This window comes from Xanthomonas citri pv. citri (assembly GCF_000961215.1).
GTDB lineage: Bacteria > Pseudomonadota > Gammaproteobacteria > Xanthomonadales > Xanthomonadaceae > Xanthomonas > Xanthomonas cissicola.
Genome location: NZ_CP008998.1, coordinates 3,088,822 through 3,113,931 on the forward strand (window position 1 = coordinate 3,088,822; position 25,110 = coordinate 3,113,931).

The window sequence follows — 25,110 nt, forward strand, 5'->3', positions numbered from 1 at the left end:
CGGTCAACTGGCGATCTCGGGTGATCCAGACGCTATCGCAAGAATCGCGCCAAAGGTTGATCGACTCGTTGATACAATGAGAGTAGGCCTGGTTAATGCAGATCTCCATACCAATGCCCCGATCGGCATGGTTGCTGACGACATCCGTCCTGGCATCAATGCGTTTTTCAAGGGTGCCTCGAGCTACGATCAGAAGCTTGCATCTCAGATCGACGCAGTTCCAACGCTACAGAGACCCGAACTCGGCTGGTCGTCAATCGTCCACTCCGAGCAGCGCGTCATATCTACACTTCAGTACGTAGAGCAATCCAGCAACAACCTCACCAAAGGTGGTGATCCAGAAATTGGGAGAAATTCACTTTCACAAGCCATCGCACAAGCTCATGCAAATGGCCGCCTGACGCTTTCCGACCAAGGCATCCTGAAGGTCGAAAATGTTCTCGGCGAAGAAGCAGCCCGACCATTACGCATTCCGCCAGGTCAACGCGGCTTTGCCACCGCAGAGCTACTGGCCGGCGATCTATCTGCAGGCCAGGCACTGCGGACTGCCGGCATACTCGCCACCGCCGCCGACACGGTGATGACCGGCCAGCGCGCCACGCAGTTCCTCGGCCAGGACAACCCGCTCGCCGCGCAATCGGAGCTTGCGCACTTTGCCGGCCGCAACGTCGGTGGCTGGGCCGGCGGTACTGCCGCTGCCTACGCGCTGGGTAGCTCGGGCGCCGGGCCGATGGTGCTGATCGCAGCCGATGCGTATTTCTTGAGTACCGCTGGCGAGAAGGCCGCCGCGTTGCTCGACAACCGCGCCATCTACACCCAGACCGATCGCGCCGGCGCGCAGTGGTCGTTCAACGGCAGTGCCTGGACGCGCGAGGGCAAAGCCGACACCACCAACGACGGGGTAGACAACCCGACCTCCACCCCTATCGTCGCCAGCTACGAGAAGGCACGCGAACTCAATTACCAAGCCACCAATGCCGCTGCAGCGCTCGCCCTCAAAGATGCGCCCGCTCCGCAGGATCCGTATCGGCAGCCAGCCAATGCCACTGACCGTCCCAGCCTGAGCAACGCCGACTGGCGACGCGATGCATCGGACGGTCAATGGCATCGGCTGGTCAAGGCCGAGATCTCCGGCGCCAACGATCGCGGCAGCTACATGCAGGAAACCGCCCAGCCGCAACGCGCTGCCGAGCTGGAGGCGCAAGCGCAGCACACCATCGCCCGCAACATCGCCAACAGCCCCGGGGCGATCGCTGCGCGCTACGAACTGGCGCACCACCGCAACGGCTGGGCGGCCGATGGCCTGCCGATGTCGCCAGCGGTGCAGCAGGCGCTGCCCGATCCGGATGCCTTGACCGCCTCGAACGGCCAGCGCTACTACCGCGACATCGAAGGCCAGTGGACCAACAACGGCGCACCACCCGACGGCAACCGCGTACTGGAACTGGAGACCACGCGCGCGATGCTGCAACCGGCACTGACCGAGCAGGCGCAGGCGATTGCCGCCATCCAGCAATCGCCGCAAGACATACAGGGCGAGCAGACGCTCTACCGCTATCGCATTGTCGGCACCGAGCTACAGCCGCAATGGCGTGAAGCAATCGAACTGGCGACGCAACGCACGCGCGAGGCAGAGGGACTTGCGGGCGATGGCGCGATGCAGTTGCAGCGTGGCCCTAGTGGACACTTTGGCGCCGATAGCCCGATTGCGCATCTGCAACGCGGCCCCGATGGCGTAGAGCGTATTGCAGCGGTCACCAGCAGCGAGGACATCCGCCAGGCGCTGCGGGATGTGCAGGCGCGGCAGCAACCGGCCGCCCCCACACAGCAGCTGGCCGCTGCGCCTCGCTCGTCGGACGGATCCGCAGATGCGGACACGTCGTCTTCCGCCCCTTCCAACCAGCATGCCCTCGACGTGCAGGCGCGGGGCCAGGCGGCCAGCGCCGCGCAGGAGCGTCAGGAACGGCAGCAGGAGGACCGACAAGCGCAAGACCAACAGCTGGCGCAGGCACGCGCGCACACGCTGCACGAGCAGACCTCACACGAAGACCGAGCGCAGGACGCTCAGGCGCTGCAGGCGCATGCATTGCAGGAGCTTCGCCGGCAAGAGTCGCAACAGCTGGAGCAGCAAGAACGCCAGACACAGGCTGTCCAGCAACGCGAACACGTCCAGCAGCAGGCACACGACACCCAGCAGCGCGAACAAGCGCAGCAGCAGGCCCAGCAGACGCAGCAGCGCGAGCAGCAAACACGCCAGGCACAGGACGCCCAGCAGAGCCAGCAGGAACGCCTGCAAGCGCAGGATGCGCAACATCCCGAGCAACAGCCGCTGCATGCCCAAGCGGCTCCACAACGCGAGCAAGAGCCGGAGAATGAGGCCGTCTCGCACGAGCCGTCTTCGCTCCATGCGCAAGACACATCGCCGCGCCAGCCCGAGCAGCGGTCTACCCCGGATGACCTCGCCCAACGGCCCCAGGCGCAGTTGGCAGAGCCTGCGCAAGCACAGGCATCCGACGTAGCGCAGCAGCGGCCGCAAAGCCAACACGCGCAAGAAGAGCGCCCGCAGGAAGCCCAGCAGCAGACAGCGCAGAGCGCGGCGATCGCGCAGTCAGCACCGGCAAATCAGCAGCAGGTTGCGGACCTGCACAGCGGCCAACGGCCGATGACGGCGCAAGCCTCGGATGCGCAGCAAAATGCACCTGCTCAGCAGCCCGAGCAGCCGGCGGACGCATACCTGGCCCAGGCGGCGCTCCCGCCTTCCGCGCCATCGTTCGCCACCGCGGTGGCCGCAGAACAGCGCGACGAGCAAGAGGCGCGCACGCCACAGGCTCAAGCACTGGAAGCACCAGATCCCGCGGCAGCGTTGCCAGTGTCCGCACACCTCGCGCAAGCGACAGGGCCATCACTGGACCTACCGAGCGCTGGCCGCTCCGCCGAGGCCCCCGAGGGCGCGGCCGATGCGCGCGAGCCGCTTTCCGCGTCCCTGGCAGATGAGCACGACCGTCCTGCCGCTGTGCCCGCCGATCCGAACTCCTGGGAGGAAATAGAGCGCTCCATGCGTGAGCTGCGCATCCAACTCGAACAGGAGCTCGAAACAGAAAACCGCGTCGCAGAAGCGCGGCAGGCGCGCGTGGACCGTGGTGAGCGGCCGTTTACCGAGTTGGAATTACGTGATGGGTACGATCCGGATGGCCCCTCTGGACTGAGACCACCCCGCGCCCCGCCGGCCGACACCGCGCCACAGTCTCTTGCCGCTGGCGAGCAGGAAGATCGGCCGCAGCCCCAGCGTAAAAGCATCACTGGCGATCCGGATGTGGACGAGTTGCTGTACGCCATCGACTGCAAGAACGAACTGGCGATCGAACAGGCCTTGAAACGGGTCGCCAACAGCCCCTACAGCCAGGCCCTTGCCAAACAAGGGCATGAGTTTCTGGATGCACAGGCGATGCAGGAAGCCCAGGAGCAGGGAGTACGCGCCAGGCACTGAACATGGACGTCTCGACAGAGGTGCAGACCAGCCGTGGCCCGGTGATGGTGATGACACTGCCGCAGTTCGCCAACGGACCGGCGATGCAAGGTCCGCAGGGTGATGGCGGTGGCGGCGGCGGTGGCGGCGGTGGAGGCGGTGGCGGCGGTGGAGGCGGTGGAGGCGGCGGCGGCGGTGGTGGTGGATAGCCGGAACACGTGTAGCAAGTTGAATCATCGAGAGAACACTATGGACATGCAGAACACCTCCGCGCTGCCCGATGTCAACGGGTCGGAACGCACCCTAAAAGAATCGATCCAGGCCCTGGCGGCGATGATCGGGACGCTACAGCGCCGCGAGCACGCATTGGACGATCTGGTCCGGGAGCAGCTGCAGCTTCTGCAGAGCGCCGTCAACAGTGCCGATCAGCGCGTCAACCGCGTCGTGGAAAGCGCACTTCCCCGGCTGACGCAATTGAGCAATCAGGCGCTGACGCAAACGTTGGAGCCGGCGGCCGAGCGATTCAACAAGAAGATGACAACTGCGGAGCAGACGGTCCAGCAGGCGACCCAGCGTTACGCGCACGCACAGCACTCACTGGAAACAACGACAACGCGGCGCATGTGGATCGCATCGATTGCCCTGCTGGTGGCGGGTGTCATCAGCCTGGTCGTGGCCGGCTATGCGCTCTACAGCACAAAAGCGGCTGTCGCGGAAGCCGCCCAGCTCAGGGCGGAAATCACTTTTTTACGTCGTGTTGCTCATGCCAATCTCGTTACCTGTGGCAAGGACAGGCTCTGCGCCGAGATTGACAAGAAAGGGCCACGCTATGGCGATCGTGGCCAGTATCGCGTGATTGCCTTGCGCCCATCCCCCGCGCAATGAAAACCGAGCCGCTAGGGGCGGCCCGGTCGTCTGATTACAGCGCTGTCAGCCGGTCGCGGGTAACGGTGGCGTACTGATCCGTCATCTCAATCCCGACCGCCTCGAATCCTTCCAGCTGCGCGGCCACCAATGTGGTTCCGCTGCCAGCAAACGGATCGAGCACGCGCCCACCTGCCTCGCAGATCCGCACCAGCTGCCGCATCAATTCGGTGGGCTTGCCGGTCAGGTGGTGCTTGTCAGCCTTGCGTACGGACTCGCGGATAACACCTGGCAGCACCGGCGCGCGGCGATCCAGCGGCATGTTGCCCTTGCTGCCCCACACGATGTACTCGGCCTGGTTGCGGAATCGGCCCAACTGCGGCCGCACGCCTTCAGTCTTGTCCCAGACAGTGATGCCGCGCCAGGTAAACCCCGCGATCTGTAGCGCGTCGGTGGTCAGCGTCAGCTGTCGCCAGTCGGTGAACAGCAGCACCGGCGCGCCGTCCTTGAGCACGCGCGCGCACTCGGACAGCCACAGGTGCATCCACTTCAGGTGCGAGCGCTGGTCGCGTTCGTCGCCAACGAAGTCGGCGTGCCCTCCATCCCGGCAGTACTTGGTCGAGGGCGGCCGCGCACGGGCAGCGGCGGTCAGCCCACCGCTGGCATATGGCGGGTCAGTGATCAGCGCGTCGAACGAATTCGCTTCGAGCGTGGGTAGGATGGTCAGGGCGTCGCCCTGCAGGAGCTGATTTTTCATGGTGAGAGCCTTCTTGGATTCGCTCGCGGCGATCGGAGGTGAGGCTCTCGGCCTTCAGGTGATTGAGCGTGCCGCAGCGCGGACACTTGATCTGAATTTCATCGAAGGCGCCGGCCTTGCATAGCAGGCGGGCGCATTCGCCACAACGGAGGTTCTTGAGCATTGCGTGGTCTTGCAGTGGGAAAGGATTACGCGGCCGCTGGTGGCGCGTAGGGGGTGAAGGCGATCACCTCATCGCCCACCCAGTCGTTGATCTTCAACATGCGCGCCTGCAGCGGTTCCAGCTCGTTGGCAGCCCAGACGGCAGCGGCCTCACGGATGGACCCGAAACCGCCAGCGTTCTGCGGCACGATGCCCATGAGTTGCGGCGGGATGCGCAGCGCGGCCAGCATGTCGTCGCGGGTGATGCCCTTGATGCCACTGAACTCGTCCTTGGCCGCCACTTCGCTGACCGGGATCAGCTTCAGCCCGTCCTTGTTGCCGCCTGGCGAGTACAGGAACAGGTTGCGGAAGTTGCCCGGCCCCTTGGCGCCCTTCATGGCGTTGCGCAGCGCATCGACGTCTTCCTGGCTTTGCTGCGGGTCCGTCAGGTACAGGATGAAACCGGCATGCGAGCCGTTGTTGTAGTACTTGCGGCGGAACAGCGTGGCCGACTCGTTGAGTAGCGCGGATTGCATCGCCGGCATCCACTCCGGCAGGCCATAGAGTTCCTGATCGACATCGGCTTCGCGCAGCTGGAACACGCTACCCGGCTCGAACACGTGCTCGTCGTGCCAGGTGCGCACCTGGAAGTACTCGCCCTCGGCGATACCGCGCCGCATGTACTTGGACAGCGGCGCACTCAGCGACAGCGCACCGCCCATTCGGTTGCGGCGGCGCTCAAGGTAGCCATTGCCCAGCGTGATCCAATCCAGTGACAGCTGCTCGAAGGCCTCGCGGGGCAGCAGCCGATGCGGCTTGAAGGTGCGCGCCAGCATGTTGCGCTTGAAGATCAGCCCGGACTGCAGGAACGGATTGCTACGCGTGGTCTTGGACAGGCCATCCAGTGCCACCGGCGGCTCGTACCAGCGCCCGTTCTGCCAGCACTCCAGATAGTCCAGCACACCGCGCCCATCGAGCACCGGTGTCGGGTCGCCAAAGGTAAACGCCTCGGCGCGTGTAGGCACGGCGGGCGCTGCAGGCGCGGTGGCGGGCAGCTGGTCGGTCAACATCAAGAGATCTCCATGAAGCCGGAGTTGCGCGCGGTGCGCCCTTCCAGCGGTTCGTTCTGCAGCGCGTGGAACAGCGCCCACGCCAGGTCCGCGTGGCCGGTCTCTTCCGAGCGGCCAGCGGTGAAGGTGGATTGCCGGCCGCTGGCGGTCATCGTCTTGCGGATGGCCATCAACGACTGCGCCACGTCGGTCCAGCCGGCATCGAACTCCAGCCGTTCGTTATGGATGACGTCGAAGGCCTTGAGCACCAGCCGCGTCTTGACCTCCGGCGAGTAGCTGAAGGTGACCAGATTCGGGAAGAACTGCTTCACCAGCTGCGCCACGCCGCTGCCCATGCCGGTGGTGTCGATGCCGATGTAGGTCACCCAGTAGCGGCGCGTGATGCGCTCGATTTCGGCGGCCTGCTTGGCAAAGTCCATGCCGCGGAATTGGATGCGCTCCAGCAGCCGGAACTTGCCGCCAGGCTGCTGCGGTGGCGCCAGCACGACCAGGCCAGCAGTGTCGCCGGTTTCAGCTGGGTCGTAGCCGATCCACACGGCGCGATCGCCGTAGGGGCGCGCGGCGAACGGTTTGTAGTCCTGACCCCACTCCACCCAGCTGTCGACCATGCACGGCTGCAGCATCGCCAGCGGGAAGATGCTGGCGCCGTCGTCGACGAAGTCGCACATCAGCAGATTGGCGAAGGCGTCCGGGCTGTACTCCTCGCGCAGTTCCTCGATATCGAACAGGTCGCAGCCACGGCGCTGGGCGTCGAGGATGTTGACGATCTGCCGCCAGGCGCGGTCCTGGCAACGGCGCCCGCCAGCGAGCGCGTCATGCGACACATCGATCTGGATCCGCTGCGCAGCCGGCTTGCCCTTGTTGCGGCGCTCGCCGGTCCAGAACGTGTAGGCCTCATGCGCCATGCTCGATGGCGTGCTGAAGTAAGTCTTGCGCCACTTCTTGTGCATCGCCATGCCGCTGGCGACCTTGTTCAATTCGTTGAACCCATAGGTCCAGAAGAACTCGTCGAAGTAGAAATTGCCGTGGTAGCCCTGCGCGGTGCGTGCATTGGTGCCGAGGAAGAACAGCTCGGCGCCGTTGGGAAACACAATGCTGTCGCCGCCGGAGAGCGTCTCGTCGATCGTCTCGCGCACGAACTGCTGCATGTAGCCACGGAACAGATGCGCCTGTGCCTTGGACGCACTGAGGAAGATCTGATTGCGCCCGGTGGTGAGCGCATCGATCAGCGCCTCGCGGGCGAAGTAAAACGTTGCACCGATCTGACGCGACTTGAGAATGATGCGGGTGCGCTCGTTGCCTGCCCGATACCAATCGCGCTGATAATCGAAGCAGCCGTCGACAAATGCCGTGGTCAGCTGCTCGACCTGTTCCTCGGTGAAGTCGTTGCGCTTGGGCTTCTTCTTCGGCGCGGCGTTGCGATTGGCAACAGCCGGGTTCAGATCGGCCTCGTTGCCGCCACCTTGGTAGCGCTGGATGCGCGCCTGGCGCTCCAACTGCCGATGCAGCAGATCAATTTCCTTGAAGTCACCGCCGGATTTTTCCGGCTTCATGATCAGCACGACCAGGCGCGCTTCCAGTGCACCACCGATGCGCTCAACGTTATCTGCGCGATCCCACTCGTCACGCGACTTCCAGCTGTGTACAGTCTTCTCGTTCTCGCCGATGGCCTGCGCAATTTCGATCACGCGCCATCCCATCCAGTACAGGAACTTGGCCTGTCTGCGGGTGTCCATCGGGAGCTGGGTGGCAACGCTTTGCATGCCGATCAGGGTGCAGCACACCTCTTAATCCCGACAGTTGAGCAACGCGTAATCACCTTGTTTACACGGTGTTTTCGTTGCTGCGCTATGCGTTGCGTTTGACCATGGGTCATCGCAAACGCATCCAGCGCAGAGGACACCCATGTCGGCCAAGGCCAAGAAGTTTCGTTCCAACTGGTTCCGCGTGGCCGTCGAAGGCGCCACCACCGATGGCCGCACGATTCAGCGCAGCTGGATCGATGACATGGCCGCCACCTACAACCGCGAGACCTACAACGCCCGCATCTGGATCGAGCACATGCGCAGCCTGCTGCCGGATTCGCCGTTCCGTGCGTATGGCGATGTCACCGCCGTCAAGGCCGAAGAGGTGGAGATCGATGGCACCAAGCGTCTGGCGCTGTTCGCACAGATCGAGCCGACCGCCGATCTGATCACCATCAACAAGTCCAAGCAAAAGCTCTACACCAGCATCGAAGTGCAGGAGAAGTTCGCCAACACCGGCAAGGCGTATCTGGTCGGCCTGGCCGTGACCGATTCGCCGGCCAGCCTGGGCACTTCCATGCTCAGCTTCGCGAGCCAAAACCCCGACGCCAATCCGCTTGCCGACCGCAAGCAGTCACCGGGCAACCTGTTCACCGTTGCCGAAGAAACCGCGCTGGAATTCAGCGAAGTCAGCGAGGGGCCGGTCGCCAGTCTGTTGAGCCGGATTCGCACTGCGCTCAAGAGCGAAGACGCCACCGCCATCACCGCCGAGCAGTTCGCAGACCTGGGCGAAGGCATCGAACAGATCGCCGAGCACGTGCGCGGCCAGGACGAACGCTTCGACCGCCTGCAGGCCGAACACAACGAGCAGGCGACCAAGCACGCGCAGCTGGCGGACGACCTGGCGCAGCTGCGCGCCTCGCTCTCACAGCAGCCTGACCCCGCACAACCCGCACGCCCGGTGGTCACCGGCGGCGGCGCGGCCGTGCTGACCGACTGCTGATCCCACACCACACAAACGCCGCAGCGCCACATCCTTCGGAGCCACCATGCAAAACGCCACCCGCCTGCAGTTCACCCAGTTCGCCGAACAGATCGCCAAGCTCAACGGCGTCGCCTCGCCATTCCACTCCTTCGCTGTCGATCCGACCGTGCAGCAGAAGCTGGAATCGCGCATGCAGGAATCGAGCGAGTTCCTGTCCAAGGTCAACATCATCCCGGTGGACGAATTGTCCGGCCAGAAGGTTGGCATCGGCGTCACCGGCAGCATCGCCAGCCGTACCGACACGGGTGCAGGCAAGACCCGCACCCCGCGCAACGTGGCCGCGCTCGACAAGAACGAGTACCTGGCAAAGAAGACCGACTTCGACACCGCCATCCCGTATGCGTTGCTCGATTCCTGGGCCAAGTTTCCGGACTTCCAGGCACGCCTGCGCGATGCCATCGTCAAGCGCCAGGCGCTGGACCGTCTGCAGATCGGTTTCAACGGTACGCATGCGGCCGCCGACACCGATCGCGCCGCATTCCCGCTGTTGGAAGACGTCAACATTGGCTGGCTGCAGCAGTACCGCACCAACGCCGCCCAACGCGTGCTGGCGAGCGGCAAGACGGCCGGCAAGGTCGTGATCGGCGGTGCCGGTGCCGACTACGGCAACCTCGACGCGCTGGTGTATGACGTGGTGAGCAACCTGCTCGACCCGTGGCACCGCAAGGATCCGAGCCTGGTCGTGGTGCTGGGCCGCGACCTGATGCACGACAAGTATTTCCCGATGGTCAACAAGGATCAGCCGGCGAGCGAGAAGATCGCCACCGACCTGATCTTGAGCCAGCGCCGCGTCGGCGGCCTGCAGGTGGCCGAGGTGCCGTATCTGCCGGACGGCGCGCTGATGGTGACCTCGCTGGCGAACCTGTCGATCTACTACCAGACCGGCGGCCGTCGCCGTTACATCCAGGAAGTGCCCGCACGCGATCGCATCGAGAACTACGAGTCCTCCAACGATGCGTACGTAGTCGAAGACTACGGCCTGGGCTGCGTGGTCGAGCACATCGAGATTGAGGCTTAAACCATGGCCGACAGTCCCGCCAAGCGTCACCACAGCCGCGTGCTCGCCGAGCTGGAAGCCGCCCAGCGCGCACCGCACCAGCTGATGGCCGGTGCAACGGCCTACGAGCAGCACATGGCACAGCTGCAGAGCGATTGCCTGCGGTTGAAGCAGATCCAGTCGACCCAGGGCAAGGCGGCGCTCAAGGTGCAGCTGTTGCCAACCTACGTGCCGTATCTGGCCGGCGTGCTGGCCGGCGGCCAGGGCGCGCAGGACGAGATCGTCATGACGTGCATGGTCTGGCGCATTGATGCCGGCGACTATGCCGGCGCGCTGGAGCTGGGCGCCTATGTGCTCAAGCACAACCTGCAGATGCCCGATCGCTTCTCCCGCACGGTGGGCTGCGTGTTGGCTGAAGAAGTGGCCGACGCCGCGTTGTCGGCGCAGAAGACCGGCCAGCCGTTCGATGCGGCCATCCTGGCCGACACCGCCGCGCTGACCGCCGAGCAGGACATGCCCGACGAGGTGCGCGCCAAGCTGCACTTGGCACTGGCCCGTTCGTATCTGGCCGGCATCACCGATGAAACGCCCGCCGACCAGGCGCAGCCGATTGCCGCTGCCGCTGTCGCCGACCTGCAGCGCGCCATCGCACTGCACGGCAGCTGCGGTGGCAAGAAGGATCTGGAGCGCGCCGAGCGCCTCTTGAAGAAGTTCAGCGCTGAGCCTGCGGGCACCAGCGCCTAACCGAGCGTCCCCGCAACCCTCGCCGGCTCGGGGCTGATCCACAGCACTCCATCGCTGCGGTGACGCCCCGACCACCGGCGATCTCTTCCGAGCCATCCATGAGCGGATTCACTGCCACCGGCAGCACCAGCGCCACGCCTGATGCGATCGCCAACGCACCGTTCTGGCCGGCGATCGCACCGGCGAGTGTGCGGGCAAGCATGCGCCTGGATGGCACCATCACCGATGCGCGCCTGCGCCAGGCCATCGTCGCCGCCATGTTGGCGGTCAACGATGAGCTCTAGACCTGGGCGCAGACACAGCAGGCTGCCGGCTGGGCTGCGTTGGCCGATGTACCAAGCACCACCGTCGACGGTCTCTCGCGCCGCGTACAGCTGTATTTGCGCGCCGTTGCGTGTGCCACCGCCGTCGAGGTGGCCGAGCGTTACCGCAGCTTCGACGCTACCGACAGCGCCAACCAGCGCGCCGATGACTTGTCACCCAGCATCACCGAGCTGCGCCGCGACCAGCGCTGGGCTGTGCGCGATCTTCAGAACCTGCCGCGCAGCACGGTGGAGCTCATCTGATGCGCGTGCACGCCATGCAAGGCGACACCGTCGACCTGCTGTGCTGGCGCCACCTGGGCAGCACGGCCGGCCTGGTCGAGCGCACCTATCTCCTCAATCCCGGCCTGGCCGAACTGGGCGCCGTGCTCCCGCATGGCACGCCGGTGGAGTTGCCCGAGGTAACCACCACCACGGCGGCGATGACGCCGCTTGTGCAGCTATGGGACTGATCTGATGACCGAACCCACCTCCGTATCGAGCGGCTTCTTGATCGCCACCGGTGTGGGCCTTGCCTCCGTGCTACCTGGCATCGACGGCGATGCGCTGATCGGCGCCTTCGCGGGCGGCGCGTTGTTCGTGGTGTCCGCCGCCAAGCAACCACTGCTGGCGCGACTGATCTATTTCCCGGTGAGCGTGATCGCAGGCTACCAGCTGGCGCCGGAGCTGCTGCGCTGGTTGCCGATCAAGTCCAGCGGCGTGGCCGCCTTCGCTAGCGCGGCGTGCGCTATCACGGTCACGCTGGGTCTGATCGAAAAGAGCAAGTCATTCGACTTTTCCTTCCTACGTCGTGGAGGTCCGCCCAGTGCATAGCCTGGTCACCGTCCTGACGTTGATGGCCTCGCTCGCCATCTGCGTCCGCCTGCTTACCTACCACCGCCCGGTCGATGCGCGTCATCGACGCGGCGCGGGCTGGTGCGCGTGGTTGCTGATTGCCAGCACCGGCGGTCAGGCGCTGCACATCCTGCTTGCCGGCGCCGGCTCGCAAGTCAGTCTCTGGCACCTGGGCACGTTGATCGTGCTGGCGGTGCTCACCTACCGCGCCCAGGGCAATGTGGCGCGCATCCTGAAGGTCGATTGATGTTCACCGATACCCAGCTCGCCTCGATCATGCAGTGCTCGCCGCAACGCGCACAGCGCTGGCACAGCCCGCTGCTTGCCGCCGCCAACCGCTTCGGCATCACCACCAAGCGCCGCGCCGCGCACTGGCTCGGCCAGGTTGGCCACGAAAGCCTGAGCCTGTCGCGCATGGAAGAAGGGCTGACCTACACCACCAGCGCACGGCTGTTGGAAGTGTTCGGCGCACGCATCACGCCCGCACAGGTGCCAAAGTTCCTGCGCAACCCGGTCGGCCTGGCCAACTTCGTCTACGCCAACCGCCTGGGCAATGGCAACGAAGCCAGCGGCGACGGTCATTTCTTCCGGGGCCGTGGTCCGATGCAGCACACCTTCCGGGGCAACTACCGCCGTATCGGTGGCCTGATCGGCTTGTCCGTGGAAGAGCAGCCGGATCTGCTGCTGCAGGTTGAACCCAGTGCACTGGGCGCGGCCGCGTACTGGCACGACAACGGGCTCAACGTGCTGGCCGATGCCGGCGATGTGCTGGGCCTGGGCCGCAAGATCAACCTGGGCAACGCACGCGCCAAGCGCTTGCCCGAAGGCCACAGCGATCGCGTCACGCGCACGCAGCGCGCCCTGCAGATCCTGGGCGTGCCCTGATGGTTACGCGCCTGATCATCCTGCTGGCGCTTATTGCAGTGCTCGTCGGTGGCTGTGTTTGGCAGGAGCAGCGCGTCAGCGCCGCGCAGAAAAACCGCGATGCCGCGCTGCAGGCAAAGCGCCAGGCCGAAGCCGAACGCGACAGCGCCAAAGGCTCCACCACTGTCGTGACGCAGTACGTCGACCGCGTGCAGATCGTGCGCGAAGCCGGCGCCACCATCACCCGCGAGATCCCGATCTATGTCACCCAGAAAGCCGATGCTGCTTGCGCTATCCCTGCTGGCTTTGTGCGGCTGCACGACGCCGCCGCCACGGGCAACCCTGCCGGGCCGCCCACCGGAGATCCTGATGCGCCGGCCGCCGGTATTACGCTCTCTGGCATTGCCGGTACCGTCGCCGACAACTACACCAACTGCCACGCCACCGCCGCGCAGCTGAGCGCGCTACAGGACTGGGTCGACCTGCATGCACCGGAGCCGGCGTCATGATCAAGCCCGCCAACCTGCGCGCGCATCTGGTCGCGGCGCTGCCGGATCTGGCGCGCGATGCCGACCGGCTGCTGGTGTTTATCGACGCAGGCAGCCTGATCAGCACATTCCAGCCAGGGCTCTCATTCGAGTACCAGTACACACTCAACCTGATTTTGACCGACTACGCAGGGCACCCGGATAGCGTGATGCTGCCGCTGCTGGAGTGGGTGCAGGTCAACCAGTCCGAGCTACTCTCCAACCCTGCGCGCCGTGGCGACATCGCCTTCGAGGCCGACATCCTCGCCAACGACGCAGTGGATCTGTCGATCAAGTTGCCGCTCACCGAACGCGTGGTCGTGACGGCGAAGGATGGCGGCGGCTACGACATCACCCATGCACCCGAGCCGCAGATCGATCCCACATGGATGACCTGACCGCACTGGAGACCTGGGTCGCACCGCTGCTGGCACGCCTGCAGGAGAGCGAGCGGCGCAAGCTGGCCCGCAAGATCGGCACCGCGTTGCGACGCTCGCAGAGCCAGCGCATCGGCAAGCAGCAGGCGCCCGATGGCACACCGTATGCGCCGCGCAAGGAACAACTGCGGGATAAGGCGGGCAGAGTCAAACGCAAGAAGATGTTTGTAAAGCTGCGGCAGGCCAAGTACTTCAAGGTCAGCGCCAGTCCTAACCAGGTGAGCGTGGGATTTGTGGGGCGCGTGTCACGAATCGCGCGCGTGCACCAAGAAGGCTTAAGCGAAAGCGTACGACCTGGTGGTCCAAGGGCACGTTACGAGAGGCGCGTGCTATTGGGACTCACTGAGCAAGACCGGCACCTCATCCGCGACCAACTCTTGAGTCACTTAGGCTAGACCGGGATTGTCGAGACGCTATGAGAACGTTCCCCCTGTTAGATGCGCCTGTTGAGGGCGCTTCAGCAAAATGCTGCGGTGGGATCGCAGTCGCACATAACATCGACGGCCCATTTTTTAAAAATAGATTTTGAGTGATTTTTATTTATATTTGAATATATTAAATATTTGCCCAGGGCGCTGTTCTTGCTTGGACCAACAACGAATATCGGTTGAATGCAATTTTCATAGTTACATCCCTCCCGCCAACCGTACACCTGCCATTGGGGCAACGGCCAACAACGATTACGTCAATTGTACTGGCAGTGCAGGAATGCTTAACTGGCGTAGAAATGCAGCGCATGCGATAGCGCCTCCCACAAGAAGCACCGTTATCCCACAGACCATCCGAAACCGTCACTACCTGGTAGTTTCGCCCGCTGACTTGATCTTCCGGTACATTGCAACCCTGGACAAGGTCTGCGGGACGACGAGCGTTATTTCCATAAAAACTAATTGTACCGATGTCTGCAAATGCGGCCGAAGAAAAGAGCAAACCGATTGCTGCGACACTAAAGCCTAGTAAAATTTTATGTTTCATGACTATTCCCATGTGGACGTAAAGGCTCTCAGGTCGCGCAACTCAGCTGCATCAAATATGCGAAAATTTGTTGCTGTTTGCGATTTTTTTTTTGGGGGGGGGAACCATCATTTTTTTGTAGAACGAGAGCCAACAATTCGCTGCCTGCAGATTTTCCGAGGTGGCACGAGATCATTGCGTACCGTTCGACGCAATCATCTAATGGCCTCCTTCACTGCTGTAGACCTGTCCAAACTTGAAGCACCAGCTCTGATCGAAGAGTTGGACTTTGAGACGATCTTCGCCGAAGCGCTGGCCCAGTTCCGGCGCCTAATGCCGGAATTCTCCGCGCTCACCGAAGCGGATCCGGTCTACAAGCTCCTGCAGCTGTTTGCGGCCCGCGAGCTGCTGATCCGCCAGCGCGCCAACGACAAGGCCCAGCAGACCATGCTGGCCTTCGCCACCGGCACCAACCTCGATCACCTGGGCGCATTGTTTGGCGTCGCGCGCCTGGTGCTCGATCCGGGGCAGCCGGAGAACGGCATTGCACCGACCCGTGAGTCGGACGTGGACTTCCGCCGCCGCATCCAGCTGGCGCCGGAGGGCTTCAGCGTGGCAGGCCCGGAGGGCGCGTACATCTATCACGCGCTCAGCGCGTCAGCCGATGTCATGGACGCCAGTGCCACCAGCCCCGCACCTGGGCAAGTGCTGGTCACCGTGCAATCGCGCAAAGGCGATGGCACCGCCCCGCAGGAACTGCTCGACGAAGTGGCGGCCGTGCTCACCGATGCCGACGTACGCCCATTGACCGACGAGGTAGCGGTCCAGAGCGCGCAGATCGTCCCGTACGCCATCCGTGGGCGCGTCTACACCTACGCTGGCCCCGACTCGGCGGTGGTTATGCGCGAGGCCCTGCGTAGCCTGCAGGCCTATCTCGCCGAGGCGCACCGCATCGGCCGCGACGTCCCGGAATCCGCAATCAAGGCCAAGCTGTTCGCCGATGGTGTGCAGCGCGTCGAGCTGGACTCGCCTGCAGCCGACATCCGGATCAGCCGCACGCAGGCCGCCTACTGCACCGCGATCGACATCGTGCACGCCGGCATCGATGAGTAACCCTCTGCCGCCCAACGCCACGCCGATAGAGCGCGCCCTGGCGGCCGTCACCGCTCGCCTGGAAGCGATCCCGCTGCCATACCCGGATCTGTGGAATCCAGACACGTGCCCGGCCGGCCATCTGCCGTGGCTGGCCTGGACGCTGTCGGTGGACGACTGGAAGGCCGACTGGAGCGATGCAGTCAAGCGCTCGCGCCTGCGTAGCGCCATGGCCATCCAGCGCCGCAAGGGCACGGCCAACAGCGTGCGCATGGTGGTCGAGTCGTTCGGCGGCGCGGTGGCTATCCGCGAATGGTGGCAGACCGAGCCGCGCGGTCAGCCGCATACCTTCGAGCTCACGCTCACGCTGACCGGCACCGATGGTCAAACCGCCACATCTCGCTTCGTCAATGAAGTCATTGCCGAAGTCGAGCGCACCAAGCCTGTCCGTTCCCACTTCACTTTCACCCAGGGATTCCAGGCAGAAGCCCGCATCGGCGTACTCGCCGTTGCGCGGCCAGCCGTCTATCGACGGTTGCTGATGGAAGCCCAGTAACTGGACACCGAAATGCCCGGTCTCAAGCTCCAAGTCACCACCGCTGGCCGTGCCGCGCTGGTCAATGCACCCAACACCGGGACCAATCCGGTGCTGATCAGCCATGTTGGCCTTGCGAACGCGCCGTTTAGCGCCTCTGCCGCGTTGACCGCGCTGCCAAGTGAGATCAAGCGGCTAGCCGCCGTGGGCGGGACCGTCACCGCCGATGACACGATCCACGTGTCCATTCGTGATGAGTCCGACGCCGTCTATGACTGCTACGGGTTCGGCCTTTACCTGTCCAATGGCACCCTATTCGCTGTCTACAGTCAGCCAGCCCTTTTGCTGGGCAAGGCGGCCGCCGCCATGCTGCTGCTCGCCCTGGACGCGGTCTTTGCCGACATCGATGTAAAGCAGATCGCCTTCGGTGCAACCAACTTCACTGACCCGGCCGCCACGACTGAAGTGGCCGGGATCGTCGAGCTGGCGACTGAAGACGAAGCCGCTGCAGGTACCGACAAAATCCGCGTCATCACCGCATGGCTGTTGAAGAAGATCTTGGATGCTCGCCTGGGAGCCGGTGCGCCATCAGCGTTCATTCGAGGACTACTGGGCCTGACCAGCGCCGCGCTGCTGCGTACTGCCCTGGAACTGAAGGGAGCCGCCCTCAAGGACGAAGGTGCCGGCAACAATCTGGATGCCGACAAACTCGATGGTCAGCACGGCACTTACTACCGGGCCTGGGAAAATCTGACTGGCATACCTGCCACCGCAAGTGCGTGGCCGTCCTGGGATCAAGTCGGCAACAAGCCGCAAACCTTCACACCTAGCGACCACTCGCACGCCAACTACTTGGTCAAGGCCGGCGATGTCATGACTGGGCAACTCACGGCGCCGCGCCTGGGGATCAATATCAGCGGCGGCGCACAGGGTGCGTTTGACGCCCTCGTCTCAAGCGCCGGGCGCGTGCTCATGCGCGACTACGGCAACGGCACGCCAGTGTTGGATTTCGTCAACGCAGCGAACAACGCTTGGGTCGCCGGTCGCATCCGAACCGGTGGCAACCCGCTCCACCTCGAAACCACACAGGTCGCAGTCTCGGGTGCAGGCTCGTTTGCTGGATCCCTGCATGCAGATAGCCTCGGCTCCGCATCGGGCTATTTCATCAGCAAGAGCAACGTGACCGTCCTCGGTGCCGAGGGCGGCGCGAGCATCTACCTCCGCCCCAATGGCGCTTTTAATTCCACCGCAGAAGCAGTACTGAACACAGCAGGCAGCCTGCTACTGCGCCCAACAGTGAGCCAGCCCGGCAATGGCATCAACAGCTTTGCGCACCTGAGCTCCGGCAGTTTCGGCGGAGGCTTCGGGCTGATCGATGGCGCCTACAACATCGGCTTCTGGAGCGAGAACGGCTATCTTCGCATCGGCATGGCAACCAACAACGGGGCGTTGCAGCAGCGCATGGGGCTGACCCCGTCTGGCGCGCTGTCGGCGGTTGGCGGCTTTGACTTCGGGTCTTCCCGCAAACTCAAAAACATCATTGGCGCGTTGCCGTATGGCTTGGCCGAGGTGGAACAGGTCACTACGTTGCTGGGACGCTACAAAAAACAGTACAACCCGGACGGCCGCGTGCGCCTGTTCTTCGATGCAGAGCAGCTATTGGAAATCATGCCCGAGACGGTAGATGCACGCGGCGTGAGCTTCGAAGGCGAGCTGGTCCCAGCGGTGCACATCGACCAGCTCTTACCCGTCGCGTTCAACGCCATCAAGCAGCTATCCGCCGCCGTTCGGCGTCTGCAGGCAGACCTCGCTGATCTACGTCCCACTCACTGACCAAATAGGCCGACCCATGACTAATTCTCGAATCCGCACACTCGCGCCAGGCGTTGACGTTGAGCGCATCGCGGTGGAATCGCATTTCTTCTACGACCCGCTGACCGGCGTGGCAAACGTGGTGTTTCAAGGCATGGAGTTCCTGCTGCTGGATGGTGCTGTCAACAAGATGCTGGACGGCCGGGAGCCCCTCACCATCACTTCCGATGCCATCGCGACTCGCACGTTTGCATCCGGCCTCATGGATCCTGTAACCGGTCAGGATCTGTCCAATGTCAGCGCTGCCGGCGTGGTCGTGTATTTGAAGGCCGTCTATGACCAACTCCACAACGAGGCTGCAGCAGTCCAGACGCCGGCGGTCGCCTAATTCATGGCGACGGGTTACCGCACGGGCGCAGGACTCGACTTCGACGACATCTTTGACCTCTACGTGCAAGGCGAAATTGGCAGCGTGACGGGCTATCGTTCCAGTGATGGCAATGATCTGCATCGGCGGTATGCACCCTTGGCGTTTGGCAGCAGGGCGGCGGACGTCGGCTACCGCGACAATGCCGGCTCCGATCTCAGCAACAAATGGTCGAGAAAAGGCAGTGCCGTCTATTCGCTCTCCAACAACGGCGTGCACTACTACGCTGGCAGCCAAGCAGTTACGTCCGAGGGCGGCAGCCAGACGGCAAGCGTTTCGTTCTCGATTCGAGCCAATGGAACCTGGGCGCTCGGCCTCTCCGGGAAAGGGGTGAGCGGCTCGCCAACTTCCGGAACATGGCTGCCCAACGGTCAGCCGGCGAGCAACTATTCTGTGCAGCTGGATTTTTCCGTCTCATGGCTGCGCGGCAATCGCAACGGGACATCGTCCAACTCGGCTGCGAATTACTCGCCGATGACCGGCGACTATGCCTGCAGCATCACATCCAGAGCGCTCTCGGGATCGGGCAACGAGTGCTATGGGGAAGGCAAGCTGACGATTCGGATCCGCAACAATGCCACTGGCTCTGTCTCGACCACCGCTATTTCACTGGTCGCAGAAGCGGTAGGCTTCGCCTGACGCTTGGTCCAGCGCATACTGGTTCGTATAGCGCCGGACGTCACCTTCGCTCGATTGGATGCACCCGACTGCGCTCCGTGTAGCCAACCGTTATACGCATCAATGCAAGTGCGCCACAACATGAAGCCACTGACCATGGCTGCATGGGCAACGCATCCTCCGCACTGAGTAACGCCATTCGTCTCGGCACCGTGGCCGAGGTGAATCTCGCCAATGCGCGATGCCGATTGCAGGTCGGCGAAATGCTGACCGACTATCTGCCCTGGGTGGTCACCCTGGCCGGCACCACCATCATCTGGTCGGCGCCGGCAATCGGCGAACAAGTCGTGGTGTTTGATACGCCCAGGGTTCCGTAGACACTCAAGACCCTCGTTGCGCGTAGCGCCGTTCAAACTCTACAGGGGACAGGTCGCCAGTTGAACCATGACGGCGTTGTGGGTTGTAGAACATCTCGATGTAGTCGAACACCTCGGCGCGTGCGGCGTCCTTGGTGGGGTAGATCCGCCGCCTGATCCGCTCGCGTTTGAGCAGACCAAAGAAGCTCTCCACCGGTGCGTTGTGCCCCAAGGGCAGGCTTCGCGCTCGTGGCAGTTGCCACGCCGACTCATGCTGCACACCAAGCCATGGGACGCCAGGAAACTGCGCCAGTCATCGCTGGTGTAGACAGACCCCTGGTCCGAATGAACCAGGCAACCAGCGCTGGGGTTGCGCCGCCACACCGCCGACAGCAAGGCCTGCACGACCAACTCGGTATCGGCTCGATCGCGCATCGCCCAGCCGACGACCTGCCTGGAAAACAGATCGATCACCACAGCCAGGTACATCCAGCCTTCATGCGTACGGATGAAGGTGAAGTCGCTCGCCCAGGCCGTGTCCGGCTCGGTCACGTCGAACTGTCGATCCAGCAGGTTGGCTGCCGCCTTGCACGGCGTTCCGCCATGGAAGCGCGGCTTGCGGCCATAGCCCACCTGGGCACGCAGTCCCTCGGTGCGCATCAATCGATGCACCCGATGGCGACTGCAACGCTCACCCAGATCGCGTAGATCCTTGGCAATCTTGCGATGCCCATAGACACTGCCGCTGGCCAACCAGTGGTGCTTGATCAGCCCCAGCAGGCGTTCGTCTTCCTTGGCGCGTTCACTGTCGGGCGACTTTAGCCACGCGTAGTATCCAGCCCGGTTCACCCGCAAAACCCGGCACATCGCGCACACCCTGAATTCTTCGCGGTGGACTTGCATGAAGAGGTACTTTGCCTTTACCCCTTGGCAAAGTACGCGGCGGCCTTTTTTAGGATGTCGCGCTCCTCCGTCACCCGGCGCAACTCGATCTTCAGCCGCCGGACTTCGGCGCTCTGGTCCGCCTCAGCGCGCTGTACTACGCCGGGCTTGCCGAACTTGCGCAGCCAAGCGTACAGGCTGTGCGTGGTGACACCCAGTCGCTCGGCGACCTCTGCCACCTTGAACCCACGATCGGTCACTTGCCGGACCGCCTCGATCTTGAACTCATCCGTATACCGCTTACTGCTCATGGACACCTCCGAATCAGCCATTTTCCATGGCCTTGAGATGTCTAGGAAATCCTGGGCGTATCATGGCCATACCTAATTGCAGTCGACTAGTCTGGCTCAATCTTTCGCGACAGAAGGTCCTTGAGCGCGTGATGATCAAGGCCAGCTCGGCATACATGCGCTTCAGCCGGGCCAGCTCGGCTTCCACGTCCTTCAGATGCCGCCACTGCGGCCCCCTCCTTGCCTGCGTATTTAGATTCCAGGCGTAATAGGTCGGCTCGCTGACTCGTGCTTGCGATAGGTCTCGCCGACCTTTGCACCGGCCTCGACCTCTTCGAGGACCCGAACCATCCGCTCTTCGGTGAACTTCGACTTCTTAATGCAGAGTTCTGTAGGGAGTAACTCTACTTCCAAGTGGATCGAATTATCGAGACGCTTCACTGTCTATGTTTAGAGCTATACCAGCCAATACACAAAACATAGCCTTAGCCACTGGCTCTGCTCGCCTGCACTATCGCAAGACAAAAACGCGCGCAATCACCAACAATCGCTGACAGACGTGGCAGTACCACTTTCTCGGCGCTCGCCCGATTGGAGAATCGAGAGAGCGGCACACTTCGTATCGGCTCTTGCCTGCTGGTTAATTGGCGTGGCAGTGATGGTGTAGCTCCTTCCATCTGCTGAAGGTGCAAGTGCCACCGTATAACTGCTTGCGACCCCTGAATCACACTGCGGCAGCGCTGGCGGAGTGCCGGCATTGTTGTAAGACATGTAAGTCGTGTAGTAACGCTCCATATACTGTGCGCCGCTCTGTAGACAACTCGTCGCCGCCGAGCGTTTAGCACGCACCACTGCGGCTTGGTAGTTGTACATCGCGATACCAGCTAGGACCGCAATAACAGCGACCACGATCATCAGCTCAATCAAGGTAAAGCCTGCAGACATACGTCGTTTGCCAACTGCTTTCATGTTCACATCTCCTTCAATAATTCGCGCCAAGAGACGCGAGATGTACGGCGCGCCTCACGAATGCGCTGGCACTCTACCGTCGCATTCGACAGGTTCGTACAGATGAGTCCGCCACCGCCGCTACCGCCGCCAGTCAAGATGTTGCCGGTTGTACCCATTCCTCCGAGGCCAACCGACCCAGTCGCTGCCGGTGTCCCAGGCGAACCAGTACTACCACCCACTGGCACTGTCTCGTCTGCGAATGACCCATCACCATTGATGTCGAAGAACGACTCGGACAAGCTCGCCCCCGTAAACGCATTTAATGCGTTCTGAAAACCAGTGCCACCCGGCAGACACGGATCGCTGCTGGGGATGATGCTCGAAAAATTCAGTACATCGTTGACCACCTGAGGATCGCTGACAACACGCTCGCCGATCGGAGTGCCGGGAGGCGTGGGCGGATTTACCAAATCGATATACCAGCCATTACGACCAGCCGGAAGTGCTGAAGGCAGCTCGAAGGCACGTACCGTGCGTCCAGTATCGCTGTCGGTGGCAACCGCCGCGATAGTTCTCTGTTGCAGTGTGTTTTTCGCGACCGTAGCTGTGCCGTCTTTTAATCCATAAAAGGTCTGAACACTTCGATCTGCTGTATCACCAGTTTCCATAAAACGACCGGTGCCAAAAAAGACCCAGAGCTGGAACGTTGAAGGATCACGAGCGACTACCGGGGACGAGGTGATGGGTTGGACCTGACCGGTCGGACTGGTTGCGGTGAACATACGAAGACGACTGCTCGCATTGCTCCAGGCAGTGCGGCTAGCGGAACTAATATCGAACTTCCACATGTTTCCTAGCATGTCACCCGCGTATACGAAGTCCGCAGTCCCGTTACCATCTACGTCGCGAATAGTCGGCGCCGACATCCCGTTCGGATTAGTGGCGGATCCCACCCCAGTGTCCATTTCGGCCAGAAGAGCCCCATCACTAAGTCGGTAAATGAGCACAGCCGCGCGGTTGCTCGTGCTGTTTACACCATTAGGGACAATTAGACCCATGTCGCCGTTGTTGAGCTTGGCAATGATGGGCTGCCCAAGAATCAAGCCCATGTTATTAAGTGGCGTTTCAGTCCTTTCCCATTTGACGCGGCTAGCAACAAAGTTGTCCGGGTTGGTAACGTCAAGCGAATACAGACCCTTTCCTCCCCGCCCAAGTGTTCCTACCAGAATGCTCGCGTCCGGCGTCTGGTCGCGGCGCGACAGAATGACTGGACCATCCACGAAATATCTATGCTCGTAGTCAGGCCGGCTCAATGTGCTTAAGTCATTGAAGTTGAGGGCCGCCGGAACGTAAGCAAAATCCTCGGCGCCATTGCTCGTGTCGAAGGCATGTAGCATGCCGTCATTGGCACCTACGTAAACAGTATTTGTTTGCGCATCAAACACAGGTGAGGAACCGACAATATCTCCAAGCACTGTTGTGCGATTACGCAACGTTCCGCCATTGGAAAGCTCCCTCGTGCGAGAGCCTGCAATATATGCAGCATTGTCGGCACCACTCACTGCAGGAGCGGCACTCCGGGCCAGAGGCACTAACTGTGCTGCGGTGGGAAACGTGGCACCGGCCGTACCGTTGAATGTGAAAATCTTGCGACCTGTCGTCGGGATCCCAGCAGAAGCGCTCCAACTTGGAGTCGCCGAGGTACCTGAAGCGGTAACTGGAAATGCGCGCAACTGCCCGGACCAGATGCCGGACACAAAGCTTGCCTGAAAAGCGAGCGTCGCACTGTCCACCCGGGTGGAGTTCGCGGATAGATTGGAAAATGCGCCGGCACGTTCGATAATAGATGCCAGCGATGCCTTTAACGCTTGAGTGAACTCATCGGGATTACTTGCAACAATAAAATCCCCCCTACCATTAACAGAGGCATGCCACAGATCGTCCACGTTAACGATCGTGTTATTTCTCGGGGTAGGCCAGTTCAGAGTTCCCGCAGTCAGCGCCGGCAGATCGGTCTCCGGATTTAAGGTGCCCGATGCGCCAATAGAGATTGCATACGTCACCATGTGCTGCCAGAAGCCAGGATCACGACTGGAAGTGGGCACGTTATTTACAAGATCAGTACGAAGATCATTTTTCCAAAACCGCATTGCTACGTCAGCTAGCGTATCCGAATCTGAACTAGCATACGGACGTTCTGGCCTGTAAGTATATGTATCACGCGTGGGACTAGTGATTGTTTGCCCAGCTACGTTATCCTGCTCATTGGCAACATCCGTGTAGTTATCTTTGCCGTTCCAGTACCCGTCTGTCGTTAAAATAGTAAAATTTTGCCGACAAGAAAACTGCGCGCTCCCAGCCTGCGGACCGTACGGTCCGTTGGCAGCCGCACTGCTGTAGTACAGCCCAGCATCGGTCAACGCGCCATGAAGCGGCGTTGCGCCCGAGCCAGAGGCACCATACAGACGGTCATACCAAATCGTCTTATTGTTGTTCGCACCCGAGCCACCGTTAGGATCATCGAACAGTCCATCGTTGCGACCAATTGGAATTGGATTATCTTGTGTGATTATATTTCCGGTTTTGTTTCTGCGCCAAATTGTCCGAAAGCCAACTCTCGCCGAGGTATTGAGGTCAGAAAAAGCCTGGCCCGCACTAGCTTTCGCCACCTTCATTCTGGTACGATAGTATGAATACCATATTGCAAAATTGGCCCGCTCTGAACTTTCACTACTGCGGAGAGCAGGATTCGGCAAGGCAAATGTACAATTCTTCCATTGCCAGCCCGAACCACTGGAATCACAATCTCGCCCTGCAAGTCCCTGCTGACCCGATACGTTCTGCAAATACTCGCTTCTTACGATACGTCCATCCGTGTGGATCTGATAGCGCCAATAGTTGTTAACATTGGCAAGCTGTGCTGCAGAAGCAGCCAGATTTTTTGGCACATAGAATGTGCGTACGGCAGACTGCAGATTCGCCGATCCGGTCAAGAATGAGTTATCCGTATACACACTTGAATAACTAAGGCCACCAGTCATTTGGCTACCGTCTGGATTTAACCACGGCTTGTAGTCAAACGCAGGATTATAGTAAATGGTATTTCTACTATAGGCCTGCTCTGCAATATTGATGGGCGTGGTCCCCGGCAAGACATCCGGCATGGAGTCCTCACTCATCGAGCCAGAATCATCCAGAATGAACAAAATATTGGGTGAAACACGACCACTGGATTGCAGTGGCTCATCTGGCAAGTCAACTGCCGCTGCGGGAGCTGCTAACAATGTTGCTGCCAACGCCATGCAGGCGCAGCGCATCTGGTCAGCCAAGGCGGATCGCTTGAAGGGGACCGATGTGGACGAATTCATGGCAACAACTC

23 protein-coding genes and 4 pseudogenes are annotated in these 25,110 nt (G+C 61.8%); 19 read left to right on the forward strand and 8 right to left on the reverse strand.

Features of this window, described 5'->3' with window-relative positions:
• Positions 1–343: 343 nt before the first annotated feature.
• Positions 344–3,675, forward strand: a pseudogene (locus AMD14_RS13850) (coiled-coil domain-containing protein).
• Positions 3,590–4,351, forward strand: a complete 762-nt coding sequence (locus tag AMD14_RS13855; RefSeq protein ID WP_045714597.1) for a hypothetical protein — start codon at positions 3,590–3,592, stop codon at positions 4,349–4,351. Before AMD14_RS13850 ends, AMD14_RS13855 begins: the two are co-directional and overlap by 86 nt.
• A gap of 34 nt (positions 4,352–4,385) precedes the next feature.
• Here the strand turns inward: AMD14_RS13855 and AMD14_RS13860 are convergent, their stop codons facing one another.
• Genes AMD14_RS13860 through AMD14_RS13870 form a run of 4 tightly spaced genes read right to left on the reverse strand, consistent with a single transcriptional unit; the run spans position 4,386 to position 8,061 of the window.
• On the reverse strand, positions 4,386–5,087 hold the full coding sequence (locus AMD14_RS13860; RefSeq protein WP_011051731.1) for a DNA-methyltransferase: 702 nt from the start codon (positions 5,085–5,087) through the stop codon (positions 4,386–4,388).
• Positions 5,005–5,250 carry a Com family DNA-binding transcriptional regulator gene (locus tag AMD14_RS23585; protein WP_011051732.1) on the reverse strand — a complete coding sequence of 82 codons (246 nt, stop codon included), beginning with the start codon at positions 5,248–5,250 and terminating at the stop codon, positions 5,005–5,007. The genes AMD14_RS13860 and AMD14_RS23585 overlap by 83 nt, the downstream gene beginning before the upstream one ends.
• Positions 5,251–5,275: 25 nt before the next feature.
• Positions 5,276–6,298: a phage portal protein gene (locus tag AMD14_RS13865; protein ID WP_011051733.1), complete on the reverse strand. Its 1,023-nt coding sequence runs from the start codon at positions 6,296–6,298 to the stop codon at positions 5,276–5,278.
• Positions 6,298–8,061: a terminase ATPase subunit family protein gene (locus AMD14_RS13870; RefSeq protein ID WP_015463380.1), complete on the reverse strand. Its 1,764-nt coding sequence runs from the start codon at positions 8,059–8,061 to the stop codon at positions 6,298–6,300. The genes AMD14_RS13865 and AMD14_RS13870 overlap by 1 nt, the downstream gene beginning before the upstream one ends.
• Before the next feature lie 142 nt (positions 8,062–8,203).
• Between AMD14_RS13870 and AMD14_RS13875 the strand changes: the two genes are divergently transcribed.
• The 11 genes and pseudogenes from AMD14_RS13875 to AMD14_RS13925 all read left to right on the forward strand — a co-directional run bounded on the left by AMD14_RS13875 (position 8,204) and on the right by AMD14_RS13925 (position 14,209).
• The gene (locus AMD14_RS13875; RefSeq protein ID WP_011051735.1) at positions 8,204–9,046 is read left to right on the forward strand and encodes a GPO family capsid scaffolding protein; all 843 of its coding nucleotides are present in this window, start codon (positions 8,204–8,206) and stop codon (positions 9,044–9,046) included.
• Positions 9,047–9,092: 46 nt separating this feature from the next.
• A complete protein-coding gene (locus AMD14_RS13880) occupies positions 9,093–10,106 on the forward strand; it encodes a phage major capsid protein, P2 family (RefSeq protein ID WP_011051736.1) in 1,014 nt (337 codons plus the stop codon).
• Between the two features lie 3 nt (positions 10,107–10,109).
• Complete coding sequence (gene gpM / locus AMD14_RS13885) at positions 10,110–10,829, forward strand: phage terminase small subunit (protein WP_011051737.1); 720 nt, start codon at positions 10,110–10,112, stop codon at positions 10,827–10,829.
• Between the two features lie 98 nt (positions 10,830–10,927).
• A pseudogene (locus AMD14_RS13890) lies at positions 10,928–11,395 on the forward strand (head completion/stabilization protein).
• On the forward strand, positions 11,395–11,604 hold the full coding sequence (locus AMD14_RS13895) for a tail protein X (RefSeq protein WP_005917735.1): 210 nt from the start codon (positions 11,395–11,397) through the stop codon (positions 11,602–11,604). The pseudogene AMD14_RS13890 and the gene AMD14_RS13895 overlap by 1 nt, the downstream one beginning before the upstream one ends.
• 4 nt (positions 11,605–11,608) lie before the next feature.
• Complete coding sequence (locus AMD14_RS13900; protein WP_005917737.1) at positions 11,609–11,965, forward strand: phage holin family protein; 357 nt, start codon at positions 11,609–11,611, stop codon at positions 11,963–11,965.
• Positions 11,958–12,233, forward strand: a complete 276-nt coding sequence (locus AMD14_RS13905; protein WP_005922189.1) for a phage holin family protein — start codon at positions 11,958–11,960, stop codon at positions 12,231–12,233. The genes AMD14_RS13900 and AMD14_RS13905 overlap by 8 nt, the downstream gene beginning before the upstream one ends.
• Positions 12,233–12,871, forward strand: a complete 639-nt coding sequence (locus AMD14_RS13910; protein ID WP_015463381.1) for a glycoside hydrolase family 19 protein — start codon at positions 12,233–12,235, stop codon at positions 12,869–12,871. The genes AMD14_RS13905 and AMD14_RS13910 overlap by 1 nt, the downstream gene beginning before the upstream one ends.
• On the forward strand, positions 12,871–13,359 hold the full coding sequence (locus AMD14_RS13915) for a hypothetical protein (RefSeq protein ID WP_011051740.1): 489 nt from the start codon (positions 12,871–12,873) through the stop codon (positions 13,357–13,359). Before AMD14_RS13910 ends, AMD14_RS13915 begins: the two co-directional genes overlap by 1 nt.
• On the forward strand, positions 13,356–13,775 hold the full coding sequence (locus tag AMD14_RS13920; protein WP_011051741.1) for a phage tail protein: 420 nt from the start codon (positions 13,356–13,358) through the stop codon (positions 13,773–13,775). Before AMD14_RS13915 ends, AMD14_RS13920 begins: the two co-directional genes overlap by 4 nt.
• Positions 13,763–14,209 carry a phage virion morphogenesis protein gene (locus AMD14_RS13925; RefSeq protein WP_011051742.1) on the forward strand — a complete coding sequence of 149 codons (447 nt, stop codon included), beginning with the start codon at positions 13,763–13,765 and terminating at the stop codon, positions 14,207–14,209. Before AMD14_RS13920 ends, AMD14_RS13925 begins: the two co-directional genes overlap by 13 nt.
• Before the next feature lie 160 nt (positions 14,210–14,369).
• Here AMD14_RS13925 and AMD14_RS23590 read toward each other — a convergent pair whose 3' ends face one another.
• Entirely contained in the window at positions 14,370–14,789 is a 420-nt protein-coding gene (locus AMD14_RS23590; RefSeq protein WP_223293128.1) for an RlpA-like double-psi beta-barrel domain-containing protein, read from the reverse strand.
• A gap of 201 nt (positions 14,790–14,990) precedes the next feature.
• Between AMD14_RS23590 and AMD14_RS13930 the strand changes: the two genes are divergently transcribed.
• The 6 genes and pseudogenes from AMD14_RS13930 to AMD14_RS13955 all read left to right on the forward strand — a co-directional run.
• Complete coding sequence (locus AMD14_RS13930) at positions 14,991–15,881, forward strand: baseplate assembly protein (RefSeq protein ID WP_011051744.1); 891 nt, start codon at positions 14,991–14,993, stop codon at positions 15,879–15,881.
• Positions 15,874–16,416 carry a phage tail protein I gene (locus AMD14_RS13935; RefSeq protein WP_011051745.1) on the forward strand — a complete coding sequence of 181 codons (543 nt, stop codon included), beginning with the start codon at positions 15,874–15,876 and terminating at the stop codon, positions 16,414–16,416. The genes AMD14_RS13930 and AMD14_RS13935 overlap by 8 nt, the downstream gene beginning before the upstream one ends.
• A 12-nt stretch (positions 16,417–16,428) precedes the next feature.
• Positions 16,429–18,228 (forward strand): hypothetical protein, encoded by a 1,800-nt coding sequence (locus AMD14_RS13940; RefSeq protein ID WP_015463383.1) that lies wholly within the window; start codon positions 16,429–16,431, stop codon positions 18,226–18,228.
• A 16-nt stretch (positions 18,229–18,244) separates the two neighbouring features.
• Entirely contained in the window at positions 18,245–18,595 is a 351-nt protein-coding gene (locus tag AMD14_RS13945; RefSeq protein ID WP_011051747.1) for a hypothetical protein, read from the forward strand.
• 3 nt (positions 18,596–18,598) lie between these two features.
• Complete coding sequence (locus tag AMD14_RS13950; RefSeq protein ID WP_011051748.1) at positions 18,599–19,273, forward strand: hypothetical protein; 675 nt, start codon at positions 18,599–18,601, stop codon at positions 19,271–19,273.
• A gap of 143 nt (positions 19,274–19,416) precedes the next feature.
• A pseudogene (locus AMD14_RS13955) lies at positions 19,417–19,605 on the forward strand (phage baseplate assembly protein V); the annotation flags it as partial.
• Between the two features lie 28 nt (positions 19,606–19,633).
• Here the strand turns inward: AMD14_RS13955 and AMD14_RS13960 are convergent.
• From AMD14_RS13960 to AMD14_RS13980, 3 genes and pseudogenes are all read right to left on the reverse strand, one after another.
• Positions 19,634–20,801 (reverse strand): annotated as a pseudogene (locus AMD14_RS13960) (IS3 family transposase).
• A 516-nt stretch (positions 20,802–21,317) separates the two neighbouring features.
• Complete coding sequence (locus AMD14_RS13975) at positions 21,318–21,749, reverse strand: type IV pilin protein (RefSeq protein WP_011051752.1); 432 nt, start codon at positions 21,747–21,749, stop codon at positions 21,318–21,320.
• A 2-nt stretch (positions 21,750–21,751) separates the two neighbouring features.
• A complete protein-coding gene (locus tag AMD14_RS13980) occupies positions 21,752–25,099 on the reverse strand; it encodes a pilus assembly protein (protein ID WP_011051753.1) in 3,348 nt (1,115 codons plus the stop codon).
• Positions 25,100–25,110 lie beyond the last annotated feature (11 nt).